Source organism: Pantoea sp. SS70, from assembly GCF_029866845.1.
Taxonomy (GTDB): Bacteria; Pseudomonadota; Gammaproteobacteria; order Enterobacterales; family Enterobacteriaceae; genus Pantoea; species Pantoea leporis.
Genome location: NZ_CP117199.1, coordinates 508901 through 533571, shown reverse-complemented (window position 1 = coordinate 533571; position 24671 = coordinate 508901). Strand labels below are relative to the sequence as shown.

The 24671-nt window shown below is 53.4% G+C and carries 29 protein-coding genes; 17 read left to right on the top strand and 12 right to left on the bottom strand.

Translation table 11 applies throughout. From position 1 onward, the window contains the following. The first annotated feature begins 1 nt into the window (after window position 1). Genes PO881_RS02385 through PO881_RS02370 form a run of 4 tightly spaced genes read left to right on the top strand, consistent with a single transcriptional unit; the run spans window position 2 to window position 3666 of the window. The gene (locus tag PO881_RS02385) at window positions 2-1618 is read left to right on the top strand and encodes a (2,3-dihydroxybenzoyl)adenylate synthase (protein ID WP_280172395.1); all 1617 of its coding nucleotides are present in this window, start codon (window positions 2-4) and stop codon (window positions 1616-1618) included. Between the two features lie 18 nt (window positions 1619-1636). Beyond that, window positions 1637-2491 carry an isochorismatase gene (locus PO881_RS02380; protein ID WP_280172394.1) on the top strand — a complete coding sequence of 285 codons (855 nt, stop codon included), beginning with the start codon at window positions 1637-1639 and terminating at the stop codon, window positions 2489-2491. Then, a complete protein-coding gene (gene dhbA / locus PO881_RS02375; protein WP_101762269.1) occupies window positions 2488-3246 on the top strand; it encodes a 2,3-dihydro-2,3-dihydroxybenzoate dehydrogenase in 759 nt (252 codons plus the stop codon). The genes PO881_RS02380 and dhbA overlap by 4 nt, the downstream gene beginning before the upstream one ends. Before the next feature lie 3 nt (window positions 3247-3249). Further along, complete coding sequence (locus PO881_RS02370; RefSeq protein WP_110868079.1) at window positions 3250-3666, top strand: hotdog fold thioesterase; 417 nt, start codon at window positions 3250-3252, stop codon at window positions 3664-3666. Between the two features lie 40 nt (window positions 3667-3706). Here the strand turns inward: PO881_RS02370 and cgtA are convergent, their stop codons facing one another. From cgtA to rplU, 3 genes are all read right to left on the bottom strand, one after another. Then, window positions 3707-4882 (bottom strand): Obg family GTPase CgtA, encoded by a 1176-nt coding sequence (gene cgtA, locus PO881_RS02365; RefSeq protein ID WP_008104343.1) that lies wholly within the window; start codon window positions 4880-4882, stop codon window positions 3707-3709. Between the two features lie 249 nt (window positions 4883-5131). Continuing rightward, window positions 5132-5389, bottom strand: coding sequence for a 50S ribosomal protein L27 (gene rpmA / locus PO881_RS02360; RefSeq protein ID WP_007886647.1), 258 nt, complete (start codon window positions 5387-5389; stop codon window positions 5132-5134). A 15-nt stretch (window positions 5390-5404) separates the two neighbouring features. After that, on the bottom strand, window positions 5405-5716 hold the full coding sequence (rplU, locus tag PO881_RS02355) for a 50S ribosomal protein L21 (protein ID WP_007886644.1): 312 nt from the start codon (window positions 5714-5716) through the stop codon (window positions 5405-5407). A gap of 252 nt (window positions 5717-5968) precedes the next feature. On the opposite strand from rplU, the gene ispB reads away from it, so the two are divergent. Both ispB and PO881_RS02345 read left to right on the top strand, forming a co-directional pair. Further along, window positions 5969-6940 (top strand): octaprenyl diphosphate synthase, encoded by a 972-nt coding sequence (gene ispB, locus PO881_RS02350; RefSeq protein WP_101762272.1) that lies wholly within the window; start codon window positions 5969-5971, stop codon window positions 6938-6940. A gap of 236 nt (window positions 6941-7176) precedes the next feature. Continuing rightward, window positions 7177-7458 (top strand): helix-turn-helix domain-containing protein, encoded by a 282-nt coding sequence (locus PO881_RS02345; RefSeq protein WP_101762273.1) that lies wholly within the window; start codon window positions 7177-7179, stop codon window positions 7456-7458. Window positions 7459-7526: 68 nt separating this feature from the next. On the opposite strand, the gene murA is transcribed toward PO881_RS02345, so the two are convergent. From murA to mlaF, 7 genes are all read right to left on the bottom strand, one after another. Then, on the bottom strand, window positions 7527-8786 hold the full coding sequence (gene murA, locus PO881_RS02340) for a UDP-N-acetylglucosamine 1-carboxyvinyltransferase (RefSeq protein WP_110868080.1): 1260 nt from the start codon (window positions 8784-8786) through the stop codon (window positions 7527-7529). A gap of 46 nt (window positions 8787-8832) precedes the next feature. Further along, entirely contained in the window at window positions 8833-9090 is a 258-nt protein-coding gene (gene ibaG / locus PO881_RS02335) for a BolA family iron metabolism protein IbaG (RefSeq protein ID WP_008104351.1), read from the bottom strand. A 114-nt stretch (window positions 9091-9204) separates the two neighbouring features. Continuing rightward, a complete protein-coding gene (gene mlaB, locus PO881_RS02330; RefSeq protein ID WP_277974441.1) occupies window positions 9205-9510 on the bottom strand; it encodes a lipid asymmetry maintenance protein MlaB in 306 nt (101 codons plus the stop codon). Further along, window positions 9510-10145 carry a phospholipid-binding protein MlaC gene (gene mlaC, locus PO881_RS02325; protein ID WP_101762276.1) on the bottom strand — a complete coding sequence of 212 codons (636 nt, stop codon included), beginning with the start codon at window positions 10143-10145 and terminating at the stop codon, window positions 9510-9512. The genes mlaB and mlaC overlap by 1 nt, the downstream gene beginning before the upstream one ends. Before the next feature lie 18 nt (window positions 10146-10163). Then, window positions 10164-10700: an outer membrane lipid asymmetry maintenance protein MlaD gene (mlaD, locus tag PO881_RS02320; RefSeq protein WP_137385047.1), complete on the bottom strand. Its 537-nt coding sequence runs from the start codon at window positions 10698-10700 to the stop codon at window positions 10164-10166. 4 nt (window positions 10701-10704) lie between these two features. Further along, complete coding sequence (gene mlaE, locus PO881_RS02315; RefSeq protein ID WP_007886633.1) at window positions 10705-11487, bottom strand: lipid asymmetry maintenance ABC transporter permease subunit MlaE; 783 nt, start codon at window positions 11485-11487, stop codon at window positions 10705-10707. A 4-nt stretch (window positions 11488-11491) separates the two neighbouring features. Next, window positions 11492-12307, bottom strand: coding sequence for a phospholipid ABC transporter ATP-binding protein MlaF (gene mlaF, locus PO881_RS02310; RefSeq protein WP_008104360.1), 816 nt, complete (start codon window positions 12305-12307; stop codon window positions 11492-11494). 227 nt (window positions 12308-12534) lie between these two features. On the opposite strand from mlaF, the gene PO881_RS02305 reads away from it, so the two are divergent. From PO881_RS02305 to npr, 11 genes are all read left to right on the top strand, one after another. Then, entirely contained in the window at window positions 12535-13518 is a 984-nt protein-coding gene (locus tag PO881_RS02305) for a calcium/sodium antiporter (RefSeq protein WP_137385046.1), read from the top strand. A 13-nt stretch (window positions 13519-13531) separates the two neighbouring features. Beyond that, complete coding sequence (gene kdsD / locus PO881_RS02300) at window positions 13532-14512, top strand: arabinose-5-phosphate isomerase KdsD (RefSeq protein WP_110868082.1); 981 nt, start codon at window positions 13532-13534, stop codon at window positions 14510-14512. 12 nt (window positions 14513-14524) lie between these two features. Beyond that, window positions 14525-15091 (top strand): 3-deoxy-manno-octulosonate-8-phosphatase KdsC, encoded by a 567-nt coding sequence (gene kdsC, locus PO881_RS02295; protein WP_101762280.1) that lies wholly within the window; start codon window positions 14525-14527, stop codon window positions 15089-15091. After that, a complete protein-coding gene (lptC, locus tag PO881_RS02290; protein ID WP_101762281.1) occupies window positions 15088-15660 on the top strand; it encodes an LPS export ABC transporter periplasmic protein LptC in 573 nt (190 codons plus the stop codon). The genes kdsC and lptC overlap by 4 nt, the downstream gene beginning before the upstream one ends. Continuing rightward, window positions 15635-16189 carry a lipopolysaccharide ABC transporter substrate-binding protein LptA gene (gene lptA, locus PO881_RS02285; RefSeq protein ID WP_036648348.1) on the top strand — a complete coding sequence of 185 codons (555 nt, stop codon included), beginning with the start codon at window positions 15635-15637 and terminating at the stop codon, window positions 16187-16189. The genes lptC and lptA overlap by 26 nt, the downstream gene beginning before the upstream one ends. Window positions 16190-16194: 5 nt before the next feature. Next, window positions 16195-16920 carry an LPS export ABC transporter ATP-binding protein gene (gene lptB, locus PO881_RS02280; RefSeq protein WP_008104371.1) on the top strand — a complete coding sequence of 242 codons (726 nt, stop codon included), beginning with the start codon at window positions 16195-16197 and terminating at the stop codon, window positions 16918-16920. A 48-nt stretch (window positions 16921-16968) separates the two neighbouring features. Further along, window positions 16969-18408 carry an RNA polymerase factor sigma-54 gene (rpoN, locus tag PO881_RS02275; protein ID WP_101762282.1) on the top strand — a complete coding sequence of 480 codons (1440 nt, stop codon included), beginning with the start codon at window positions 16969-16971 and terminating at the stop codon, window positions 18406-18408. A gap of 21 nt (window positions 18409-18429) precedes the next feature. Then, complete coding sequence (gene hpf / locus PO881_RS02270) at window positions 18430-18717, top strand: ribosome hibernation promoting factor (RefSeq protein WP_101762283.1); 288 nt, start codon at window positions 18430-18432, stop codon at window positions 18715-18717. A 160-nt stretch (window positions 18718-18877) separates the two neighbouring features. Then, entirely contained in the window at window positions 18878-19360 is a 483-nt protein-coding gene (gene ptsN, locus PO881_RS02265; protein ID WP_176970221.1) for a PTS IIA-like nitrogen regulatory protein PtsN, read from the top strand. A gap of 52 nt (window positions 19361-19412) precedes the next feature. Beyond that, complete coding sequence (rapZ, locus tag PO881_RS02260) at window positions 19413-20267, top strand: RNase adapter RapZ (RefSeq protein ID WP_101762285.1); 855 nt, start codon at window positions 19413-19415, stop codon at window positions 20265-20267. Continuing rightward, a complete protein-coding gene (gene npr / locus PO881_RS02255) occupies window positions 20264-20536 on the top strand; it encodes a PTS phosphocarrier protein NPr (protein WP_008104379.1) in 273 nt (90 codons plus the stop codon). The genes rapZ and npr overlap by 4 nt, the downstream gene beginning before the upstream one ends. 5 nt (window positions 20537-20541) lie before the next feature. Here the strand turns inward: npr and mtgA are convergent, their stop codons facing one another. Continuing rightward, the gene (gene mtgA, locus PO881_RS02250; RefSeq protein WP_110868084.1) at window positions 20542-21264 is read right to left on the bottom strand and encodes a monofunctional biosynthetic peptidoglycan transglycosylase; all 723 of its coding nucleotides are present in this window, start codon (window positions 21262-21264) and stop codon (window positions 20542-20544) included. Window positions 21265-22140: 876 nt separating this feature from the next. Next, window positions 22141-24495, bottom strand: coding sequence for an aerobic respiration two-component sensor histidine kinase ArcB (arcB, locus tag PO881_RS02245; protein ID WP_192412546.1), 2355 nt, complete (start codon window positions 24493-24495; stop codon window positions 22141-22143). Window positions 24496-24671: the final 176 nt, after the last annotated feature.

The window sequence follows — 24671 nt, the reverse complement described above, 5'->3', positions numbered from 1 at the left end:
CATGAGCATTCCCTATACTCGCTGGCCGGACGACCTGGCTGCGCGCTATCGCGAAAAAGGTTACTGGCTGGATGTGCCGATGACCGACATTCTGACGCGTCATCAGCATAATGATGCCATCGCGGTGATTGATGGCGATCGCCAGATCAGCTATCGCGAAATGGACGTGCTGAGCAGCAACCTGGCCGCCGCGCTGCAGCGTCGTGGCCTGCAAAATGGCGATACTGCGCTGGTGCAGCTTGGCAACGTGGCCGATTTTTATGTCACGGTATTTGCGCTGTTTAAGCTCGGCGTAGCGTCAGTATTTGCGCTGTTCAGCCATCAGCGCACCGAACTAAGCGCCTATGCGGCGCAGATCGAACCTAAACTGCTGATTGCCGATCGCACTCACACGCTGTTTGCTGATGATAGCTTTATCAACGCGCTGTGCGCCGCGCAGCCTTCGCTGCAGCAGGTGATTCTGCGTAATGACAACCAGCCGGAAAATACGCTGGAAGCGCTGATGGCGGAAGCCGCGGGTGATTACCTCGCCACACCAACCGCCGCTGATGAAGTGGCGTTTTTCCAGCTCTCCGGCGGCAGCACCGGCACGCCGAAGCTGATTCCGCGCACCCACAACGACTATTACTACAGCATTCGCGCCAGTGATGAGATTTGTCAGGTGACCGCCGATACGCGCTATCTCATCGCCCTGCCCGCGCCGCATAACTTTGCCATGAGCTCCCCGGGTTCGCTCGGCGTGTTTTATGCCGGTGGTCAGGTGATTCTGGCTGCCGATCCCAGCGCCACGCTCTGCTTCCCGCTGATTGAGAAGCATCAGGTCACCGATACCGGTTTGGTGCCGCCGGCGGTGAGTTTGTGGCTACAGGCGATTCAGGAATGGGGCAGCAATAAACAACTGGCTTCGCTGCAGCGCATTCAGGTGGGCGGCGCCAAGCTGGGCGAAACCCTCGCGGCACGTATTCAGCGTGAAATTGGCTGTCAGCTGCAGCAGGTTTTCGGCATGGCCGAAGGTCTGGTGAACTACACGCGCTTTGGCGACGATGAGAACATCATTCTCACCACGCAAGGCCGTCCGATCTCTGAAGATGACGAAGTGTGGGTCGCTGATGAGCACGGCAACGCGCTGCCAACCGGCACCATCGGTCGCCTGATGACGCGCGGCCCCTACACCTTCCGTGGCTATTACAAGAGCTCGGAACATAACGCCGCCAGCTTCGACGCCAACGGGTTTTACTGTTCGGGCGATCTGATTGAGATCGACGCGCAGGGCTACATCACCGTGCAAGGGCGGGAAAAGGATCAGATCAATCGCGGTGGCGAGAAGATCGCCGCGGAAGAGATCGAAAACTTGCTGCAACGCCATCCGGATGTGATCCACGCCGCGCTGGTGTCGATGAACGACGAATTGATGGGTGAAAAGAGCTGCGCCTTTATCGTTGCCTGCCAACCGATCAAAGCGGTGGCGTTGCGTCGTCACCTGCGAGAACTGGGCGTGGCCGAGTTCAAATTACCTGACCGTATTACCTGCGTCGATGCCCTGCCGCTGACGCCTGTCGGCAAGGTGGATAAAAAACGTTTACGCCAACAGCTTGCCGACCAACAAGCGCAAGCCTGACCTGTTCCGGAGATTGTAATGGCTATTCCAAAACTGAACGCTTACGCGCTACCCGCAGCAACTGAACTGCCAACCAATAAAGTAAAGTGGACGCTTGAGCCTCAGCGTGCCGCGCTGCTGATTCACGATATGCAGGCTTACTTCCTTAATTTCTGGGGCGAAAACAGCCCGCTGGTTAATCAGGTGGTGGAAAACATCGCTCGCCTGCGCGCTTACTGCAAAGCGCAGGGCATTCCGGTGTTCTATACCGCTCAGCCGAACGAACAGAGCGATGCCGATCGCGCACTCCTCAACGACATGTGGGGACCGGGCCTGAACAAACATCCGGATCAGCAGAAGATCGTGGATGCGCTGGCGCCGGATCAGGACGATCAGGTACTGACCAAATGGCGATACAGCGCCTTCGTGCGCTCACCGCTGGAATCGATCCTGCAGGAGATGGGCCGCGATCAGTTGATCATCACCGGCGTGTACGCGCACATCGGTTGCCTGACCACCGCGACTGACGCCTTTATGCGTAATATCCAGCCGTTTATGGTGGCGGATGCGCTGGCCGACTTCACGCGCGAAGAGCACATGATGGCGCTGACTTACACCGCAGGTCGCAGCGGTAAAGTAGTGATGACCGCCGACCTGATGCCGCTGCCGTTGAGCAAAGACGATCTGCGTGCGCTGATTCTGCCGCAGCTGGAAGATGACGATGTGCCCGCAGATGACGAGAACCTGATCGATTACGGTCTGGATTCAGTACGCGTGATGGCGCTGGCGGCGCGCTGGCGTCAGGTGCACAGCGACATCGATTTCGTCAGTCTGGCAAAAAATCCGACCATCGATGGCTGGTGGGCGCTGTTATCAAGGGTGCCAGCTAAATGAGTGCAACTTTCGATTTCAGTGGAAAAATCGTCTGGGTAACCGGCGCAGGCAAAGGGATTGGTTACCACACCGCGCTGAGCTTCCATCAGGCGGGCGCGCAGGTTATCGGCTTCGATCTGCGTTTCGAACAGGCCGACTATCCTTTCACCACGCAGGTGCTGGATGTGGCGAACGCCGCCGAGGTGAAAGCGGTTTGTCAGCGTTTGCTGGCAGATCAGCCGCGTCTCGATGTACTAGTGAACGGTGCCGGCATCCTGCGTATTGGCAGCACCGATGAACTGTCGTTCGACGATTGGCAGGCGTGTCTGGCGGTGAATGCCGGCGGCGCGTTCAACCTGTTCCAGCAAACCTTGCCAGTGTTTCGCCAGCAGCGTGCGGGTGCGATTGTGACTATCGCCTCTAATGCGGCACATGCGCCGCGCCTTGGTATGTCCGCTTATGGCGCTTCCAAAGCGGCGTTGCGCAGCTTGTGTCTGACCGTGGGTTTAGAGATGGCGCCTTACGGCGTGCGCTGCAATATCGTTTCTCCGGGTTCCACCGATACCGATATGCAACGCAGCCTGTGGCATACGCCAGAAGCCGAGCAGGAGATGATCAATGGTTTCCCGGATCAGTACAAGCTGGGGATCCCGCTGCGTAAGATCGCTAAACCGCAGGAGATCGTTGCTAACGTGATGTTCCTCGCGTCGGATCTTGCCAGCCACGTGGTGCTGCAGGATATTGTGGTCGACGGTGGCGCAACGCTGGGATCCTAAGTTATGGCAATCTGGAAACGTTCGGTCGATGTTGAAACGTTGAATAAGATGGGTGAAAACTCGCTGGTGGCACACGTTGGCATTGTGTTTACCAACATCGGTGAAGATTATCTCGAAGCCACCATGCCGGTGGATGCCCGCACGCATCAGCCGTTTGGCCTGCTGCACGGCGGCGCTTCTGTGGTGCTGGCGGAGTCGATGGGATCGATTGCCGGTTATCTCAGCATCGAAGAAGGTAAAAGCGTGGTGGGGATTGAGGTGAGCGCCAGCCACCATCGTGCAGTAAGCAGCGGTGAAGTGCGCGGTATTTGCCGCCCGTTACACCTTGGTGCGCGTAATCAAAGCTGGCAGATTGAGATTCGTAACGCCCGCGACCAACTGTGCTGCACCTCGAGATTGACGGTGGCGGTGCTGGGTTAAGACATAAAAAAAGCGGCCTTCGGGCCGCTTTTTTGTACGATTAACGCTGGTAAATGATTTCGACGCCTTCGTCGTCTTCTTCGTCCCAGTCGTCATCCCAATCGTCGTCTTCTTCCACTTCCTGCGCCGTTTCCATGGCTTCACGGTGATAATCATCCCACATGAAGGCCACTTTCTCTGGCTCTTTAGCTTCTTCTTCGGCTTCTTTTGGATTTTCGATGATAAAGCTCATCACATCCCAGCAAAGATCTTTCACGCCATCATGGCTAGCCGCAGAGATTAGGTAATATTTTTCTTCCCAGCCTAATGCTTCTACTACCGCTTTGGCACGGCTTTCTGCTTCTTCGCGGCTCAGCAGGTCACATTTGTTGAACACTAACCAGCGCGGCTTCTGGAACAGCTTATCGCTGTATTTTTCCAATTCGCCAAGAATGATGCGGGCATTTTCAACCGGATCAGATTCATCGATAGGGGCAAGATCGATCAGGTGCAACAGCACGCGGCAGCGCTCAAGGTGCTTCAGGAAGCGAATACCCAGACCTGCGCCATCCGCTGCACCTTCAATCAGCCCAGGAATGTCGGCGACAACAAAGCTCTTTTCGTTGTCCATACGCACCACGCCAAGGCTTGGCACTAGCGTAGTGAACGGATAATCCGCAACTTTGGGTTTCGCTGCGGATACCGAGCGAATAAAGGTCGATTTACCGGCATTCGGCAGACCCAACATACCAACGTCAGCCAGCAGCATCAGTTCCAGTTGCAGATCACGCTTCTCGCCCGGTGTTCCCATGGTTTTTTGACGCGGGGAACGGTTAACTGACGATTTAAAGCGCGTGTTACCAAGGCCATGCCAGCCGCCTTTCGCCACCATCAGCTTCTGCTCATGACGCGTCATGTCGCCCAGCGTTTCGCCGGTACCCTGGTCAATTACGCGGGTACCAACGGGCACTTTAACGATAATGTCTTTACCACGTTTACCGGTGCAATCACGGCTTTGGCCATTCTGGCCACGTTCGGCACGGAAAGACTTTTCAAAGCGATAATCGATCAGGGTGTTGAGGTTTTCATCCGCCAACAAATACACGTCGCCGCCGTCGCCGCCGTCGCCGCCATCCGGGCCGCCTCTTGGAATATATTTTTCACGGCGGAAGCTTACGCAACCATTGCCGCCATCACCCGCGACCGCAAGGATCGTCGCTTCATCTACAAACTTCATTTTATTTCTCCGTCACGCTGTCGTTCACGGCAGCTTGCAGGCCGCAAACGGGTCCGCCAGGGTCTTCTGCGCTGACCGACGGCGGATAATACAAGACTGGCAAAGCCAGGAGTACATAAATTGTACAACAACTGTGCTAAAGCGTAACTGTTATCCAGCAAGCTCAGTAGCAGAATGTAAAAAGCCCCGCAAAGCTGCGGGGCCTTTCATTCGTGTATTCAGACGTTAGACGTCTGCAGCACGACAACCTTACTCAGCAACGATGCTGATATATTTACGGTTGTTCGGGCCTTTAATCTCGAATTTTACTTTGCCGTCTGCGGTGGCAAACAGGGTGTGGTCACGACCACAACCTACGTTGCTACCTGCGTGGAATTTGGTGCCACGCTGACGAACGATGATGCTACCTGCCAGAACAGATTCGCCACCGAAACGTTTTACACCCAGACGTTTTGCGTTGGAGTCGCGACCGTTACGGGTCGAGCCACCAGCCTTCTTATGTGCCATTTGTCAGATCTCCTCTTACGCGCCGATCACAGTGATTTTCACATCTGTGAACCACTGACGGTGACCAGCTTGCTTACGGTAGTGTTTACGACGACGAAACTTAACGATTTTAATTTTCTCGCCACGACCGTGAGCAACAACTTCTGCCTTGATCACACCGCCTGAAACCAGTGGCGCGCCGATTTTCACGTCTTCGCCATTTGCGATCATCAGAACCTGGTCAAACTCAATGGTTTCACCGGTTGCGATGTCCAGCTTTTCCAGGCGAACGGTCTGACCTTCGCTTACTCGGTGTTGTTTACCACCACTTTGGAAAACCGCGTACATATAAAACTCCGCTTCTGCGCGTGCCTTTCTATTCATCAGGCGGCGCGATAAATATTCACAATAGGGCGCGAATTCTACGCAATACTCCAGCAGAAGACAAGAGCACTTTGCACTCTCTTGCAGAAAAAAAGCGCAAGGCGAATGCAAACGTTTCGCAACCCGATTTTTCAAGTACAATCAGTAACAGATTACCTGAACTCACGCTGTGTAAAGCGCTTACCATGCAAAAAACGAGTAAAGCTGAAAAGACGAATGAACTTAGAACAGATTAATGAATTAACCGCGCAGGACATGGCGGCCGTCAACCAGACCATCCTCGAGCAGCTGAATTCAGAAGTCTCACTGATTAACCAGTTGGGCTATTACATCATCAGCGGCGGGGGCAAACGCATCCGTCCGATGATCGCTGTGCTGTCGGCACGCGCGCTGAATTATCAGGGATCGTTGCACATCACTAATGCGGCGCTGATCGAATTTATCCATACGGCGACGCTGCTGCACGATGATGTGGTGGATGAATCCGATATGCGCCGTGGCAAAGCCACCGCTAACGCCGCGTTCGGTAATGCGGCAAGCGTGCTGGTGGGCGATTTTATCTATACGCGCTCATTCCAGATGATGACCAGCATGGGATCCTTAAAGATCCTTGCGCTGATGTCGGAAGCGGTCAACGTGATCGCCGAAGGAGAAGTGCTGCAGTTAATGAACTGCAACGATCCCGATATCACTGAAGAGAGCTACATGCGGGTGATCTACAGCAAAACCGCTCGCCTGTTCGAAGCTGCTTCGCAAGCGTCGGCGATTTTAGCTGAGGCGACGCCCGCGCAGGAAAAGGCGTTACAGGATTATGGTCGCTACCTTGGCACCGCTTTCCAGTTAATTGATGATTTGCTGGATTACAGCGCAGATGGCGAAACGCTGGGCAAAAATACCGGTGATGACCTGAGCGAAGGTAAACCGACGCTGCCATTGCTGCACGCGATGCACAACGGGACGCTTGAGCAGGCGCAGATGATCCGTAAAGCCATTGAAGAAGGTAACGGTCGTCATCTGCTGGAACCGGTGCTGGCAGCGATGCAACAGACTGGCTCGCTGGAGTGGACGCGCAAACGCGCTGAAGAAGAGGCAGATAAAGCCATCGCAGCCCTGCAGGTATTACCCGAAAGCCCGTGGCGCAGCGCCCTCGAAGCGCTGGCGCACATGTCAGTACAGCGCGATTTCTGATTTCAACGGGGCCTTCTCTAGCCCCGTTTCCTTCCTCACTCTTCTCCCTTTTTACTTACATCTCTTGCATCGCTTTTGCGAAAAGCGACGCAGTTTCGTGCGCCAGCCAAACATTTACTGGAAAATTACGGGAAACATTTGCTATAAAAACGCGGGTTTTTTCCAGATATCTCTGCCACGGGAGCGCCTTTTTACAGCGGAGATGAAGTAATAACACGGACATGGAGAAGAGAGTTATGTACACAAGGAAAGCGGATTGGCACCCGGCAGATATCATTGCTGCATTACGTAAGAAAGGCACATCACTGGCAGCGCTGTCACGCGAATCAGGGCTCAGCTCCTCAACGCTGGCCAATGCGCTGTCGCGTCCCTGGCCCAAAGGTGAGTGGCTAATCGCCAATGCGATCAAGGTTCATCCGGCAGACATCTGGCCAAGCCGATATTACGATCCTGTTACCGGCCAGTTATTGGATCGCAAGAAGTGCATACGATCGCCGAAGGATCGTAAAAAGATCTGACTGTAATACTAATGAAAAAAAACCAGCCGCGTTGCCGTGACTGGTTTTTTTGATCTACGAAGCAGAAATTATTCGCCGCTTACGCGCTCGATATTTGCACCCATCGCTTTCAACTTATCTTCGATGTGCTCGTAGCCACGGTCGATGTGATAGATACGATCCACTATCGTGGTGCCTTCCGCGATACAACCCGCCAGCACCAGACTCGCTGATGCACGCAAATCGGTGGCCATCACCTGCGCGCCCGACAAGGTTTCTACGCCATGACAAATCGCTGTGTTGCTCTCGATTTCCGCGTGCGCGCCCATACGAATCAGCTCAGGGATATGCATAAAGCGGTTTTCGAAGATGGTTTCGGTAATCACACCGGTTCCTTCTGCCACCAGGTTCAACAGTGTGAACTGCGCCTGCATGTCAGTAGGGAAGCCAGGATGCGGCGCGGTACGGATATTCACCGCTTTTGGACGCTTGCCGTGCATATCCAGGCTGATCCAATCTTCGCCCACTTCGATCTCTGCACCAGCCTCACGCAATTTAGACAACACGGCATCCAGCGTATCTGGCTTCGTGTTGTGGCAAACAACTTTGCCCCGTGAAATCGCTGCTGCGACCAGGAAAGTACCGGTTTCGATACGATCTGGCAGCACACGATAAACGCCGCCGCCCAGACGCTCAACACCTTCAATGGTGATTTTGTCTGTGCCCGCGCCGGTGATTTTCGCACCCAGCGTGTTGAGGAAGTTTGCCGTATCGACAATCTCCGGCTCACGCGCGGCGTTCTCAATGATGGTGATGCCGGTGGCCAGCGTGGCCGCGCTCATGATGGTAACGGTAGCGCCGACAGACACTTTATCCATCACGATATGCGCGCCCTTCAGACGGCCATTGACAGAAGCTTTAACGTAGCCCTCTTCCAGCTTAATTTCCGCACCCAGCTGTTCCAGACCAGTAATGTGCAGATCGACTGGGCGTGCACCGATAGCGCAGCCGCCCGGCAGTGAAACCTGGCCCTGACCAAAACGCGCCACCAGCGGACCCAGCGCCCAGATCGAAGCACGCATGGTTTTCACTAAATCGTATGGCGCACTGAAAACATTAACTTCGCGAGCATCAACGTGGACCGAACCATTGCGCTCAACGCGCGCACCCAGCAGATTCAGCAGCTTCATGGTGGTATCGATATCACGCAGCTTCGGTACGTTCTGAATCTCTACCGGCTCTTCAGCCAGCAGCGCAGCAAACAGAATCGGCAACGCAGCATTCTTCGCCCCGGAAATGGTCACTTCACCACTTAAACGGGTGGGGCCTTGCACACGAAATTTGTCCATTAACACCGCTCTCAATTATCTATCAATAAAACAACCGGTGAGGCACTTAAAAACCGTTGAGTTTACGGTCGCGCGCCCACTCGGCTGGGGTATAAGTTTTGATGGAAACCGCATGAATACGGTTATCCGCAATATATTCCATCAGCGGCGCGTACACAGCCTGCTGCTTCTTCACGCGGCTCAGTTCGCCGAACATTTCGCCCACCGCGATGACCTGAAAATGGCTGCCATCGTTGCTAAGTACGTGTACTTCTTCTAATGCCAGCGCCTGCATCAGCACGGCCTGAACTTCACTATTTTCCATCGCTCGTTACTTCGCTTAATAATAATAAGGCAGACATCTTAGAGGAAAGCGTCTGACTCTTAAATACGCAAAAGCCCCTGAAAAAATCAGGGGCTTAGCATCGACATCATTTGATCAGGCGATTTTTTCCGCAGAAACAATAATCTGCTGCAGGTTATACAGCGTGATCAATGACTGGAGTTTATCGGAGATCCCAGAGAAAAGTGGTGCGCTGCCTTGAGCACGCGCAATTTCACGCAGATGCACCAATAGCGCTAAACCCGCTGAATCCACCCTTTCCAGCCCAGCGACATCAATGGTGGTGATATCCGCCACCGCAGTGTTACGTTCCTGCCACAAGGTCAGCAAAGTATCACGATCTAATTTGCCGCTTAAGGCCAGCGTGCTGGCAGTGCGCTGCCAGCTTAACGGTTCACTCATTATTGCTTTTTATCCAGGGTGATCGGCTGTGCGGCATAGGTTTTCAGCTGAGCCGTCAAGCCATCAATGCCTTTGGTACGCAGCAGATCGCCCCACTCATTCTGTTTCGTGGTGATCATGCTGATGCCTTCGGCCACCATATCATACGCCTGCCAGTTGCCGGTTTGGCTGTTCTTACGCCACTGGAAATCGAGACGCACAGGCGGGCGCCCATTAGGATCGATGATGGTGACGCGAATCGCCACGATATTGGCATCGCCAATCGGCTGCTCCGGCTGAATCTGGTAGGTTTGACCGTTGTACAGCGCCAGCGCCTGGCCGTAAGCCTGTGCCAGATAATCACCGAACGCGGCAAAGTAGGCATCACGTTGCGCCGGTGTCGCATCGCGATAATAGCGACCAAGAACCAACGCACCGGCATATTTTATCTGTACGTACGGCATCAGTTCCTGACGTACCACTTCGCGCAGATAGTTCGGATCCTGCTTAATCTTCGGCTGTTCGTTTTTCAGGCGGGTGAAGGTCTTTTCCGCCGCTTCGTTCATCAGCTTGTAAGGATTAGTTTGATCCGCTGCGGCGTTGGCTGCCAGCGGTGCGATTGCCAACAGGGCAATCATCAGTAAACGTTTAAACATCATGTTTTACCTCGTAGGTTATTCCGTTGTTGCAGGTGCTGCCGGTGCACTCTGCGCACCCTGTGATTTATCGTCAGATTTGTTATCGCCGCTTTTATAGAGGAATTGACCGATCAGGTCTTCCAGCACCAGCGCCGACTTGGTGTCACGCAGCGTGCCGCCATCTTTCAGCATAGAAGAGCCAAGCTCGGGATCGTCAAAACCTAAATTCAGCGCCAGGAACTGCTCACCGAGCAGGCCTTGAGTGCGGATGGCTAATGAGCTGGTGTCGGGAATTTTATCAGCGTATTTATCGCTAATATCCATGGTCACTCGCGGTGAGAGGGTTTTCTCATCCAGCGCAATATCTGACACCCGGCCAATTAACACGCCGCCAATTTTCACCGGAGAACTGACTTTCAGTCCGCCGATATTATCGAAGGTGGCATACATCTTCCACGTTGGTTCGGTGCCGATAGTTTTGAGATCGGCAACGCGCAGGCCGAGGAATAACAGCGCCAGCAGCGCAGCCAGCATGAAGACGCCAACCCAGATTTCGTTTTTCTTGCTTTGCATTGCATCAATTCCCAAACATCAGTGCTGTCAGCACAAAATCCAAACCGAGTACCGCCAGTGAAGCATGCACCACGGTACGCGTTGTCGCACGACTGATCCCTTCCGAGGTCGGGATGGCATCATAGCCGTTAAAGAGCGCAATCCAGGTTACCGTGACGGCAAAGACTGCGCTTTTGATCATGCAGTTAACGACATCAGTGCGGAAATCTACCGCGTTCTGCATCGCCGACCAGAAGAAACCGGGATCGATCCCTTTCCAGCTCACGCCAACCAGCGCGCCACCGGCAATACCAACGGCGGTAAAGATCAACGCCAGCAACGGCATGCTGATAAATCCGGCCCAGAAGCGCGGTGAGACCACGCGACGTAGCGGATCGACGGCCATCATCTCCATGCTGGAGAGCTGTTCGGTGGCTTTCATCAGCCCGATTTCAGCGGTTAACGCTGAACCCGCACGGCCTGCAAACAGCAACGCCGTGACGACCGGACCGAGCTCACGCAGCAGCGAGAGCGCCACCAGCATGCCAAGGCTGGTTTCCGCATTGTAAGTGGTGAGCACCAGATAGCCTTGCAGACCCAGCACCATGCCAATAAACAAGCCAGATACCACGATGATCAGTAACGATAACACGCCCACGCTATATAGCTGTTTCACCAGCAGCGGCGCATGGCGACGAAACGCCGGCTTACCGACTAACGCATGAAATAACATGAGGCCTGCGCGGCCAAAAGCGGCACAAGTATTAATTCCCTGACGTCCAAATGACGCTAGCGCCTGTAACAACATCAGTTTACGTTCTCCCTGAGCGGGTCAAGTCGCTGAGATAATCGCCAGCGGCAAAGCGGAAAGGCACCGGACCATCCGCATGACCCTCGATAAACTGGCGCACACGCGGATCGGGATTTTCCCGCAGTTCCGGCGCGCTACCCTGAGCAATGATTTTTTGTCCGGCAACAATATAGGCATGATCGGCAATGCTCAAGACCTCAGGCACATCGTGTGAAACCACGATGCAGGTCAGGCCCAAGGCATGATTCAGTTCGTCAATTAACTTCACCAGCACGCCCATGGTAATCGGATCCTGGCCGACAAAAGGCTCATCGAACATGATCAGTTCGGGTTCCAGCGCGATAGCACGCGCCAGCGCCGCACGGCGGGCCATACCGCCAGAAAGTTCGGCAGGCATTAGTTTAGCGGCTCCACGCAAACCCACCGCTTCCAGCTTCATCAATACGGTGCTGTGCAACAGCTCTGGCGGCAGCTGCGTATGTTCACGCAACGGCCAGGCAACGTTTTCATACACGTTGAGATCGGTAAACAGCGCGCCGGACTGAAACAGCATGCTCATTTTTTTACGCGCTTCGTACAATTTGGTGCGGGAAAGCGTCGGGATATTTTGATCGCGGAACCAAATCTCGCCTTTATCGGGCTGTAATTGCCCACCGATCAGACGCAATAATGTGGTTTTGCCAATTCCGGACGGGCCCATAATCGCGGTGACTTTACCGGCAGGTACCGTTAACGAGATGTCGTCGAAGATAGTACGATCTCCGCGCGTGAAACTGACGCCACGAACCTCAACCAGATTCGTTTGCTGCTGGATCATCTTTACCTCTTTATGCGGATCGGGCGCTATCAAAGCTGTGGATGGTAGCCTGGTAGCCTCGAATGCACGATAGTTTTACAGAAACTTACCCACTTAGTGTGGCGAAAACGGCCTTAAAATTTACTTTTGCCTCTCAGACAGTCAAAATCAGCGCCTGTTAGTGCGTACAGAATGTTTTTACCCGTCGGACAAGGTTCGCCGACACCTCCATCCATCAAGGATTTTTAATGTTCGTAGCCTCTGCCTTGCTGTTTATCGGATTGATTTTACTGGTTTACGGTGCCGACCGTTTGGTATTTAGCGCCGCGATCCTCTGTCGATCCTTTGGCATCCCACCGCTGATCATTGGTATGACGGTGGTAAGCATTGGCACATCATTACCAGAATTGATCGTCTCGTTTTCGGCCGCACAGCATGGGCAGATGGATTTAGCGGTTGGCACCGCGTTGGGCTCGAACATCACCAATATTCTATTAATTCTGGGCGGCGCGGCACTGCTCCACCCATTGACAGTACACTCCAATCTGATTCGGCGCGAATTGCCATTAATGCTGCTAGTCTCACTGCTCTGCGGCATCATGCTGTTTGATAACTATTTAAGTCGACTCGACGGCATCGCGTTACTGCTGATTGCATTGGGTTATCTGCTGGTGGTAATTCGCATTGCTCGCCGGGCTGAACGCGATAATAACGACACGCTAACCCGCGAACAGCTGGCGGAGCTGCCGCGCGATGAGGCCGGCAACACCGTGGCCTTTCTGTGGCTGGCGGTTGCACTGATTATTTTGCCGATGTCGACGCGTATGGTGATCGACAACGCCACCGTCTTTGCCGACTACTTTGGTGTGAGCGAACTGGTGATGGGCCTGACGCTGATCGCCGTCGGCACCAGCTTGCCCGAACTGGCCACCGTGGTGGCTGGCGCGCTGAAAGGTGAGGACGATATCGCGATCGGTAACCTGATCGGCGCCAATATTTTCAATCTGGCGATTGTACTCGGCCTGCCGGCGCTGATTCATCCCGGCAGCGTTGATGCGCATGCCTTCGCACGTGATTACTGGGTGATGCTGGCAGTGAGCGTACTGTTCGCCCTGCTCTGCCTGCTGCGCAAACGCCGTATTGGTCGTATCGCAGGCACACTATTATTAGGTGGTTTTATCGCGTGGGTGCTGTGGCTATGGCTGAGCCCCATGCTTATCACAAGCTATTAAGGACGGACTGACCATGTCACATCAGCAACCGGATTTCGATTTTCAGCAAGCAGGCAAAGCGGTGCTGCGCATCGAACGCGAAGGGCTGGAGCAGCTTGATCAATATATCAATGATGATTTCGATCGCGCCTGCGCGATGATCTTTGCCTGCCGCGGCAAAGTGGTAGTGATGGGCATGGGCAAATCCGGGCATATCGGTAAAAAAATGGCCGCGACTTTTGCCAGCACCGGTACACCTTCGTTCTTTGTGCATCCCGGCGAAGCCAGCCACGGCGATCTCGGCATGGTCAGCACCAATGATGTGGTGATCGCGATTTCTAACAGCGGTGAATCCGGAGAAATTCTTGCGTTGGTGCCGGTGTTAAAGCGCCAGAAAGTGCAGCTGATTTGTATCACCGGCCGTCCTGAGAGCGCGATGGGCCGCGCTGCAGATGTGCATCTGTGCGTGAAAGTGCCGCAGGAGGCTTGTCCGCTCGGCCTGGCACCAACCACCAGCACCACCGCGACTTTAGTGATGGGCGATGCGCTGGCCGTGGCGTTATTGGAAGCGCGCGGATTTACCCAGGAAGATTTTGCGCTGTCGCATCCCGGCGGTGCGCTGGGCCGCAAACTGCTGCTACACGTTAGCGATATCATGCACAGCGGCGATGAGATCCCGCACGTAAGCCGTGATGCGTCGATGCGTGATGCGCTGCTGGAAATTACCCGTAAGAATCTCGGTTTGACGGTGATCGTCGATGACCTAATGAAAATCGAAGGCATCTTCACCGATGGTGACTTGCGTCGCGTGTTTGATATGGGCATCGATTTCCAGAAAGCCACCATTCAGGAAGTGATGACCAGCGGCGGCATTCGCGTGCGCCCCAATATGCTGGCCGTTGACGCCCTTAATTTGATGCAAAACAAAAACATCACCGCCCTGCTGGTGGCCGATGACGATCGCCTGCTCGGTGTGGTACATATGCATGACATGCTGCGCGCTGGCGTGGTCTAACAGGAAGAAATAATGAGTGCTGAAACGGCGATGGTCGAGACTTGCTACGGTCCGGTGAGCGCGGACGTCATGGCGCGTGCTGCGAAGATTCGCCTGCTGATTTGTGACGTTGATGGCGTGATGTCCGATGGCGTCATTTATATGGGCAACAGCGGTGAAGAGCTGAAAGCTTTTAACGTGCGTGATGGTTATGGCGTGCGTTGCCTGCTGACCTCCGGCGTCGAAGTGGCTATTATTACCGGCCGCAAAGCAAAATTGCTGGAAGATCGCTGTAAGACGCTCGGCATTACGCATCTTTACCAGGGACAATCGGATAAGCTTTTGGCCTGGCGGGAACTCCTGGATAAACTGTCATTAACGGCCGATCAGGTCGCCTATATTGGCGATGACCTGATCGACTGGCCGGTAATGGCGCAGGCGGGGTTGAGCGTTGCCGTTGCTGATGCTCACCCGATTTTACTGCCGCGCGCGCATTATGTGACCCGCATTGCCGGTGGCCGCGGTGCGGTACGTGAGTTGTGCGATCTGATTTTGATGGCGCAGAACAAATTTGAGGATGCCAAAGGGCAATCAATATGAGTAAGAGCAGGCGTTGGATGACGCTGATCCTGGCCTTGATCGCCTTAGTGCTGATCGGCTGGAATCTCACCAACCAGGATGACGACAGAACGCCGGTGGCAACCAACGATCAAGCGCCAACCTACACCAGCGAGAAATCGAACACGGTGGTGTATAACCCCACAGGCGCGCTGGGCTATAAGCTGGTCTCCGATAAAGTGACCTACTTTGCTGCCGATGAGATAAGTTGGTTCGATAATCCGGTGATGACCACCTATGACGTTAATAAAGTGGCGACATGGTCGGTGCGCGCCGATAAGGCAAAGCTGACCAAAGATCGTATGCTTTATCTTTACGGCAACGTTGTTGTCAATTCTTTGACTCAGGATTCACAGCTTGAGCGCATCCTTACCGATAACGCTCAGGTTAATTTGGTCACCCAGGATGTGACATCTGACGATCAAGTCACCCTTTTTGGCCGCAGTTTTAATTCCACTGGCATGAAAATGCGCGGCAATTTACGGACGAAACATGCTGAGCTGCTTGAAAAGGTCAAAACTTCCTATGAAATTCAAAATGAACAAAAATAGCCTTAAGTTATTGCTGGTGAGTACGCTGCTGGCAACGAGCCTGCCTGCGCTGGCATTAACCGGCGACTCAGACAAACCGGTAAATATCGACTCCGTTAACCAGGCGCTGGATCTGCAGGGCAACGTTGCGACCTTTACCGGCAACGTAATTGTGACGCAGGGTTCCATCAAGATTACCGCCGATAAAGTGGTGGTCACTCGTCCGGGCGGCGATAGCAAAAAAACCATTGTTGATGCTTACGGCACGCCAGCCACCTTCTATCAGATGCAGGATAACGGCAAGCCGGTGCAAGGCCACGCCAGTAAACTGCACTATGAATTGGCGAACGATTTTGTTGAGCTGACCGGCAATGCCTTCATTCAGCAGCAGGACAGCAACATCAAAGGCGACCGCATCACTTACCTGGTGAAAGAGCAGAAGATGCAGGCGTTCAGCCAGGGCGACAGCAAGCGCGTGACTACCGTTCTGGTACCGTCGCAGCTGCAGGACAAAAACGGTTCGTCCGCGAGCCCTAAAAAGAGTAACTGATTGCTATGGCTACACTAATCGCTGAAAACCTGGCGAAAGCCTACAAAGGCCGCCGCGTGGTGGAAGATGTTAGCCTGCAGGTAAAATCCGGCGAGATTGTCGGCCTGCTGGGCCCAAACGGTGCCGGTAAAACCACCACCTTCTACATGGTGGTGGGCATTGTGCCGCGCGATGCCGGCCGCATCGTGATTGATGATGAAGACATCAGCATTCTGCCGCTGCATGCGCGCGCGCGTCGCGGCATCGGCTATCTGCCGCAGGAAGCCTCGATCTTCCGTCGCCTGAGCGTGTACGACAACCTGATGGCTGTGCTGCAGATCCGTGATGATTTAACCGAAGAACAGCGTCAGGATCGGGCCAACGAGCTGATGGAAGAGTTCCATATTGGCCATCTGCGCGACAGCATGGGCCAGGCGCTGTCGGGTGGTGAACGCCGTCGTGTGGAAATTGCCCGCGCGCTGGCGGCTAATCCGAAATTCATCCTGCTGGATGAGCCTTTTGCCGGTGTTGACCCGATCTCGGTTATCGACATCAAGAAAATCATTGAGCATCTGCGTGACAGCGGCCTTGGCGTGCTGATTACCGACCACAACGTGCGTGAAACCCTCGCGGTGTGTGAACGCGCTTATATCGTCAGCCAGGGACATTTAATTGCCCATGGCACGCCTGATGAAATTCTTGTAGATGAGCAAGTTAAGCGTGTTTATTTGGGCGAAGAGTTCAGACTCTGATAAGGTGTTGTAACACCCTACGTTTGCTTAGGAAATTCTTACCGAATTATGAAGCAAGGTTTGCAACTCAGGCTCAGCCAACAGCTGGCGATGACTCCACAGTTGCAGCAAGCCATTCGCTTGCTGCAACTCTCTACGCTTGAACTCCAGCAAGAACTGCAACTGGCGCTGGAAAGCAATCCGCTGCTTGAACAAACCGAACTGCACGAAGAAGTTGACGCACGTGAATTTCAGGATCAGGAAAGTGATTCGTTAGACACGCGCGAAGCGCTTGAGCAGAAAGATATGCCTGAAGAGCTTCCGCTCGACGCTACCTGGGACGAAATCTACACCGCAGGCACACCGTCAGGCACCGGCACCGATTACCAGGATGACGAACTGCCGATCTACCAAGGCGAAACCACCCAATCGCTGCAGGATTACCTGATGTGGCAGGTTGAGTTAACGCCGTTCACTGATACCGATCGCGCGATTGCCACGTCAATTGTTGATGCCATTGATGACACCGGCTATCTCACCGTCAGCTTACAAGACATTTATGACAGTATTGGTGATGAAGAGTTGGCGCTGGAAGAAGTCGAAGCCGTGCTCAAGCGCGTGCAGCGTTTCGATCCGATTGGCGTCGGTGCACGTGATTTGCGTGATTGCCTGTTAGTCCAGCTGTCGCAATATGCTGCCGACACGCCCATGCTGGCGGAAGCACGCCTGATTGTTAGCGAACATCTCGATCTGCTGGCCAACCATGATTTCCGCAGCCTAATGCGCGTAACCCGTCTGAAGGAAGAAGTGCTGAAAGAGGCGATGCTGCTGATTCAGTCACTCGATCCGCGCCCAGGCCAGTCAATTAACACCAGCGAACCGGAATATGTCATTCCCGATGTTCTGGTGCGCAAAATCAGCAAGCGCTGGACGGTTGAACTCAATTCCGACAGCATGCCGCGCCTGAAAATCAATCAGCAGTATGCGGCGATGGGCGGAGCTGGCCGTAATGAAAGCGATAACCAGTTTATTCGCAGCAACTTACAGGAAGCCAAGTGGCTGATTAAGAGCCTGGAGAGCCGCAACGACACGCTGCTGAAAGTGACACGCTGTATCGTTGAGCAGCAGCAGGCGTTTTTTGAGCAGGGTGAGGAGTACATGCGTCCAATGGTGTTGGCGGATATCGCCCAAGCTGTTGATATGCATGAATCCACCATTTCCCGCGTGACCACGCAAAAGTATTTACACAGCCCGCGTGGCATCTTTGAACTGAAGTATTTTTTCTCCAGTCACGTCAACACCGAAGGCGGCGGCGAAGCCTCTTCCACGGCGATTCGTGCATTAGTGAAAAAATTAATCTCGGCGGAAAACCCCGCAAAACCCTTGAGCGACAGCAAACTGACCTCCATGTTATCCGAACAGGGCATCATGGTTGCGCGACGTACGGTTGCTAAATATCGCGAGTCTTTATCTATACCGCCATCAAACCAGCGCAAGCAATTGGTTTGACCGAACGAAGAAGGAAGACCTATGCAGCTAAACCTTACCGGACTTAATGTTGAAATTACCGAACCTCTGCGTGAATTTGTAAATACCAAATTTGCCAAACTGGAACACTATTTTGATCGTATCAATCAGGTTTATATTGTTCTGAAGGTAGAGAAGGTGACGCAGGTTGCGGATGCAACATTGCACGTTAACGGCGGAGAGCTGCACGCCACATCGGAAGCGGAAGACATGTACGCGGCCATCGACGGGTTAATCGATAAGCTTTCCCGTCAGTTGACCAAGCACAAAGACAAACTGAAAAAACACTAACCTTCACGCTTGCAGAGTGCTGACTGATTCGGCACTTAGAGCATAAATGGGGCGGAATTTACCGCCCCGTTTTGTCATCTGCGCAAGCGCCAGCGGGTGAACGGTAATAAAATCAATTGCCTGAAACTCGTGGCTATGTGAACTCGCAAGTGAAACGATGATGAACAACGATCTAACACTGGAATTGAGCTCGGTCCTTTCACTGGACTGTACCCGTAGCGGCGTACACTGCCAGAGTAAAAAACGCGCGCTGGAGATTATCAGCGAGCTGGCAGCGAAGCAGCTCAATCTGCCGCACCAGACGCTTTTCGAAGCCATCCTGACCCGCGAACGCATGGGCAGTACCGGTATTGGTAACGGCATCGCCATTCCACATGGCAAGCTGGAAGAGGACACCTTACGCGCTGTCGGCGTGTTTATTAGCCTCGATCAGCCTATCGCTTTTGATGCGGTAGATAATCAGCCGGTTGACCTGCTGTTTGCCCTGCTGGTACCCGCGGACCAGTGTAAAACCCACTTACACACGCTTTCGCTGGTTGCCAAACGCCTCGCAGATAAAACCGTCTGTCGTCGTTTGCGCGCGGCACAGAGCGACCAAGAGCTCTACGCCATTATCACAGAAGCTCAGGAAGCACACTCTTAAGCGAAAAACACTTTTACCGGCGTATTCGCCGGTTTAAAACGGGAGAAATGTGATGGTGCTGATGATCGTTAGCGGTCGGTCAGGCTCAGGAAAATCAGTCGCGCTGCGTGCCCTCGAAGATATGGGTTTTTACTGTGTCGACAACTTGCCGGTGGTCTTGCTACCGGAGCTGGCGAATACCTTAACCGAACGCAATATTTCTGCGGCAGTCAGCATTGATGTGCGTAACATGCCGGAATCACCGGAAGTCTTTGAAGCGGCGCTCAACAATCTGCCCGATGCCTTTTCGCCGCAGCTGCTGTTTCTTGATACCGATCGCAACACGTTGATTCGCCGCTACAGCGATACGCGTCGCCTGCATCCGCTCTCCAGCAAAAACTTGTCACTGGAGAGTGCTATTGATGAAGAGAACGATCTGCTGGAGCCACTGCGCTCACGCGCCGATCTGATTATCGATACGTCTGAGATGTCGGTTCATGAATTGGCAGAGATGCTGCGTACCCGCTTGCTGGGCAAGCGCGAGCGTGAACTGACCATGGTGTTTGAGTCATTCGGCTTCAAACACGGCATTCCGATCGACGCCGATTATGTTTTCGATGTGCGCTTCCTGCCGAACCCGCACTGGGATCCCAAGCTGCGTCCGATGACCGGTCTGGATCGCCCGGTGGCCGCCTTCCTCGATCGTCACACCGAAGTGCACAACTTTATCTATCAAACGCGCAGCTATCTGGAACTGTGGCTGCCGATGCTGGAAACCAATAACCGCAGCTATCTTACCGTCGCCATTGGCTGTACCGGCGGTAAGCATCGTTCGGTGTATATCGCGGAACAACTGGCCGATTATTTCCGTTCACGCGGTAAAAACGTGCAGTCTCGTCATCGCACTCTGGAAAAACGCAAATCATGACCGTGAAGCAAACCGTCGAAATTCGTAATAAGCTGGGCATGCACGCGCGCCCAGCGATGAAGCTGTTCGAGCTGGTGCAGAGTTTTGATGCTGAAGTGTTGCTGCGTAACGAATCGGGCACCGAAGCGGAAGCCAGCAGCGTGATTGCGTTGCTGATGCTCGACTCAGCGAAAGGCGGTCATATTGAAATCGAAGCCAGCGGCCCGCAGGAAGAGCAGGCGCTGGCAGCGGTCATCGAACTGTTTGAAGCGGGCTTTGACGAAGATTAAGCCTTTCAATGCAGCTTGTAGCGATTCAGGAAACCTTCGCCGCCTAACTGGCGCATCTGCCGCATAATCCACTGCTGGCGCTGTCGCGTGTAGCCTGAAGGCGCATCGGCACGGAAGCGGATCGGATTGGGTAGAACCGCCGCCAGTAATGCGGCTTCAGACATCGTCAGGCGGCTGGCGGGTTTATGGAAATAGCGCTGTGAGGCCTCTTCCACGCCAAATACGCCATCGCCAAATTCTGCAATATTGAGATAAACCGTCAAGATGCGCCGCTTGGTCCACACGGTTTCGATTCCAACCGTGAGTCCCGCTTCCAGCCCTTTACGCACCCAGCTGCGGCCATCCCATAGAAACAGGTTTTTCGCCGTCTGCTGAGACAAGGTTGAAGCTCCGCGCATGCGTTCATTGCCATCGTTATCCAGCACTGATTGAATGGCATCAACATCAAAGCCCCAATGCTCGGGAAACTTTTGATCTTCAGAAGCGATAACCGCTAAAGCCATCCACGGCGAGATCTCATCCATGCCGACCCAATCCGAGTGCGCCACATAATCAAAACGCCCTGTAAACCAGGCACCGATTTGCCGCTCCACCATTACCGCCGAAAACGGTACCGGTAAAAAAGCAAACAGCAGAATGCCCGCTAACCAGATGCCGAGCCAGGCCAGCAGCACTTTAGCAATCAGTACTTTAATACGTTTTCCCAGCGTCCCTTTACTCTTGCTCATGCAATTTTCTCTTACCTGTTCCCTGTATTAATCAATCACCCAAGTCACAATAGCTAACACCAACGATTAACCACTAAATTTTATCCTCTGATTGGCAAAAACGTCAGTGAAATTGTTGCCTGCGCAATCAACGTTCCTCTATTAGAGCCAATCACATCAAGCACTTCCGCCAAAAAGGAATCGGTTCCATGATGTTAAATGCACCAGGCGCTGCGTGCATGAACACTTAACTGAATGTGATATCGCTCACGCAAAAGCTTTCATGAAGCTTAACTATAATTTTTTATGATGTTCGAACTTGTTCATTGATTACAGAGACCAATCTGAAAAATGCGACCAAATCTGTATGATCCTGCCTGCATTGGGCCTCAATAATGGTAAAGCGATTTACCGCACAATTGGTTTACATCATTCAATAAACTATAAACTGGAACTTTCCGTTTAAGGTTTCCAAAACGTTTTGGATAAGCCGTCAAAAAACCTTACTTTATTCATCAATATCAGCACGTTAATCTAACTTAACTTCAATTTTTTGTCAGAATCACATTTTCCATGCTCGTGTCAGGCTTTTCCTGCTAACGACTGAAGCAAAACCAGGCAAAAAGCAGAACAATTGGTCAAAAAAGGTGCAATATGGCAAAGAAATTAATTCCTTGCTTGACTGTGTCAGCAAATTAATGTTTTCTGTATTTAATCGCTGCTCAACATCACACAATTTAATGAATCTTGTCGCAAGCATTGGCGAATTTGTTAAGGTGATTTGGAAGCGTTAACCAATACCGAACTGCTGCTTTCTTATTCGATTTCTAATAATAGCAGCAGTGCCCATTTCCCTGGTGTTGGCGCAGTATTCGCGCACCCCAGTTTCGACTGGGGTCATTTTTTTCTAACGTCCTGTAATTTTTCCCGCTCCGCTACCCATTCACGTAACACGTTCACGTCTTTCAGCCACTCTTGTTTTAACTCATCGACCCACTCTTGCACGTTGTCCCACCACGCTGGCAATTCCGGCGACTGAATCTGCTTCGCCAACTGCTGTATATGCAGTAAGCCAACCGAACCTGCCGCACCTTTGATCTTGTGCCCTTCTTCAGCAATGCCTTTTTGATCGCGCGCCATCATGTTGGAATCCAGCACCTCGAGGTAGCCCGGCATCATCTGCTCAAACATGGTCAGGCTTTGGGTAATCAATCCTGGGCCAACCAGTTCAATGTATTGCTCCAGCATCGCCACATCTAACAGCGTGCGCGACTGCGCGTCTGATGATTCGGTGGCGATCTCTTCCAGCTCCGGCTGATAATCCCAGAACTTCTTGATCACCGCCGTAAGCGCTGGCACAGCAAGCGGTTTGCTCAACACATCATCCATGCCGGCATCGAGATACTCTTTTTTGTCTTTCAGCACATTGGCGGTCAATGCCACCAGCGGCGGCAGCGCCACATCTGCGTAATGCTGATGGATGGCACGTGACACGTCGAGGCCCGTCATATCCGGAAGCTGAATATCGAGCAGCACCAGATCGAACTCCTGCGGATCAAACATCGCCAGCGCGTCCGTACCGGTCATCGCGACTTCGACGCTGCAACCCAGCTTCTCCAGTACCGAACGCGCAACAATCACGTTGAGTTCAATATCTTCCACCAGTAATACGTGCAGCGCCGGCAACGGCATACTGTCATCCAGATTGTCGTCTTCCACTTCCTCAGCGACGCGTGGCGCGTTGATCTCCACGGTGAAGCAGGAACCTTGCCCCGCGACGCTACTCACGCTGATATCGCCGCCCATCGCTTGGGCTAAACGACGCGAGACCGCTAAACCGATGCCGGTGCCCGTTGCCGGCTTGCCGCCGTGCTGATCTTTCACCTGGTAATACATGGCGAAGATCTTATCCTGCTCTTCCTGCGGAATGCCCATGCCGGAATCCTGCACTTCAAAGTGCAGCGTTTCATCCTGACGATAGGCAACGCGCACCACAATCTCGCCCTGCTGAGTAAATTTCACGGCATTGCCGATCAGGTTCCACAGAATCTGACGCAGACGCGTGCCATCCGCCGAAATTTTATGGGGCAGCGGCAGCTCTGGCGCCATGACAAATTTCAGCCCTTTTGGCTGCGCCAGCAGACCGGAGAGGTTTTCCAGATCGGCGAGGAAACCGGTGAAATCCAGCGGCTGATTATCCAGCTGCACTTTGCGGCGTTCGATTTTGTCCACTTCAATTACATCATTGAAGATGTTGCCCAGCGTGATGGCCGACACGTGGATGGTTTTGAGGTACTTCAGCTGCTCCTGATTGAGATCGGTATCCAGCAGGATGCGGCTCAGCCCGACGATGCCATTCAGCGGCGTACGCAGCTCATGGCTGATAGTCGAAATAAAGGTGGTCTTCTCACGGCTGGCGTTCTCCAGCGCGTCCTGATAGCGCTTACGCTCGGTAATATCGCGGCCAAAGCCCATCAGGCCACTGCGTTTGCCGACGCGGTCGTAATAGGGCACTTTACGGATTTCGAAACAGGCTTTGCGCCCGTCGGGATATTGCAGCCACTGTTCGTAGGTCAGCGACACATTGTGGCGGAACACCTTCTCATCGGTTTCCAGCACTTTGGTCGCGGCTTCGTCATCGTAGATATCGCGGGGTGTCAGGCCAATCAGCTGCTTTTCGCTCATGCCGGTTAGCAGTTCCATGGCGCGATTACAGCCGGAGAACTGCTTATCAATGTTGCGGTAGAACACCAAATCCGGTGACGCATCAAGGAAGGAGCGCAGGAAGGAGGATTGCTGTTCCAACTCAATTTGCGCCTGCTCGCGTCGTGCCATCTCTTCGCGCAGCTTATCCATCACCTGCTCGCGCGCCTGCTCGGCTTTAATACGGTCGTTAATTTCCTGATTAAGCTGGGTGATGGTCTCTTTCATCTGCTGGTTCAGCTCGAGATCGCGCGTACGCATCTCTTCCAGCTTATCCACCAGTTTCGACAGGCGCTGGCGCGACTCTTCCAGCTGATCGACCACCACTGAGAGGAAATAGACCGCCCAGGGCGTAATCAACAGACCGAAGAAGATGGAGCGGACGACGTCGATGCTCTCCACATGCCCGCGCAATACCATGGTGACGGCCATCTGTACCACCATCGCCAGCACCACCAGCGCTGAGGCTAACAGCAGCGAAAAGCGCACCAGGCCGAGTTTGACCATCAAATCAACGTAGTACTGCGCTAAAAGACGAATCTGTTTCATTACGAGCTCCCTGAACGAAATCTGGCTCATGATAGCGTAATTATCGCTGCGCTGCCCCGCTTCACCCGGCCATATCACGCAGGTTATGCCCTGTAATGGTGCATCGCAGCGTGATTTCGCCGACGTTCCCTTCTATATGCGCAAAGCGCTTGACTAATTCTGCCAACTGAATAATC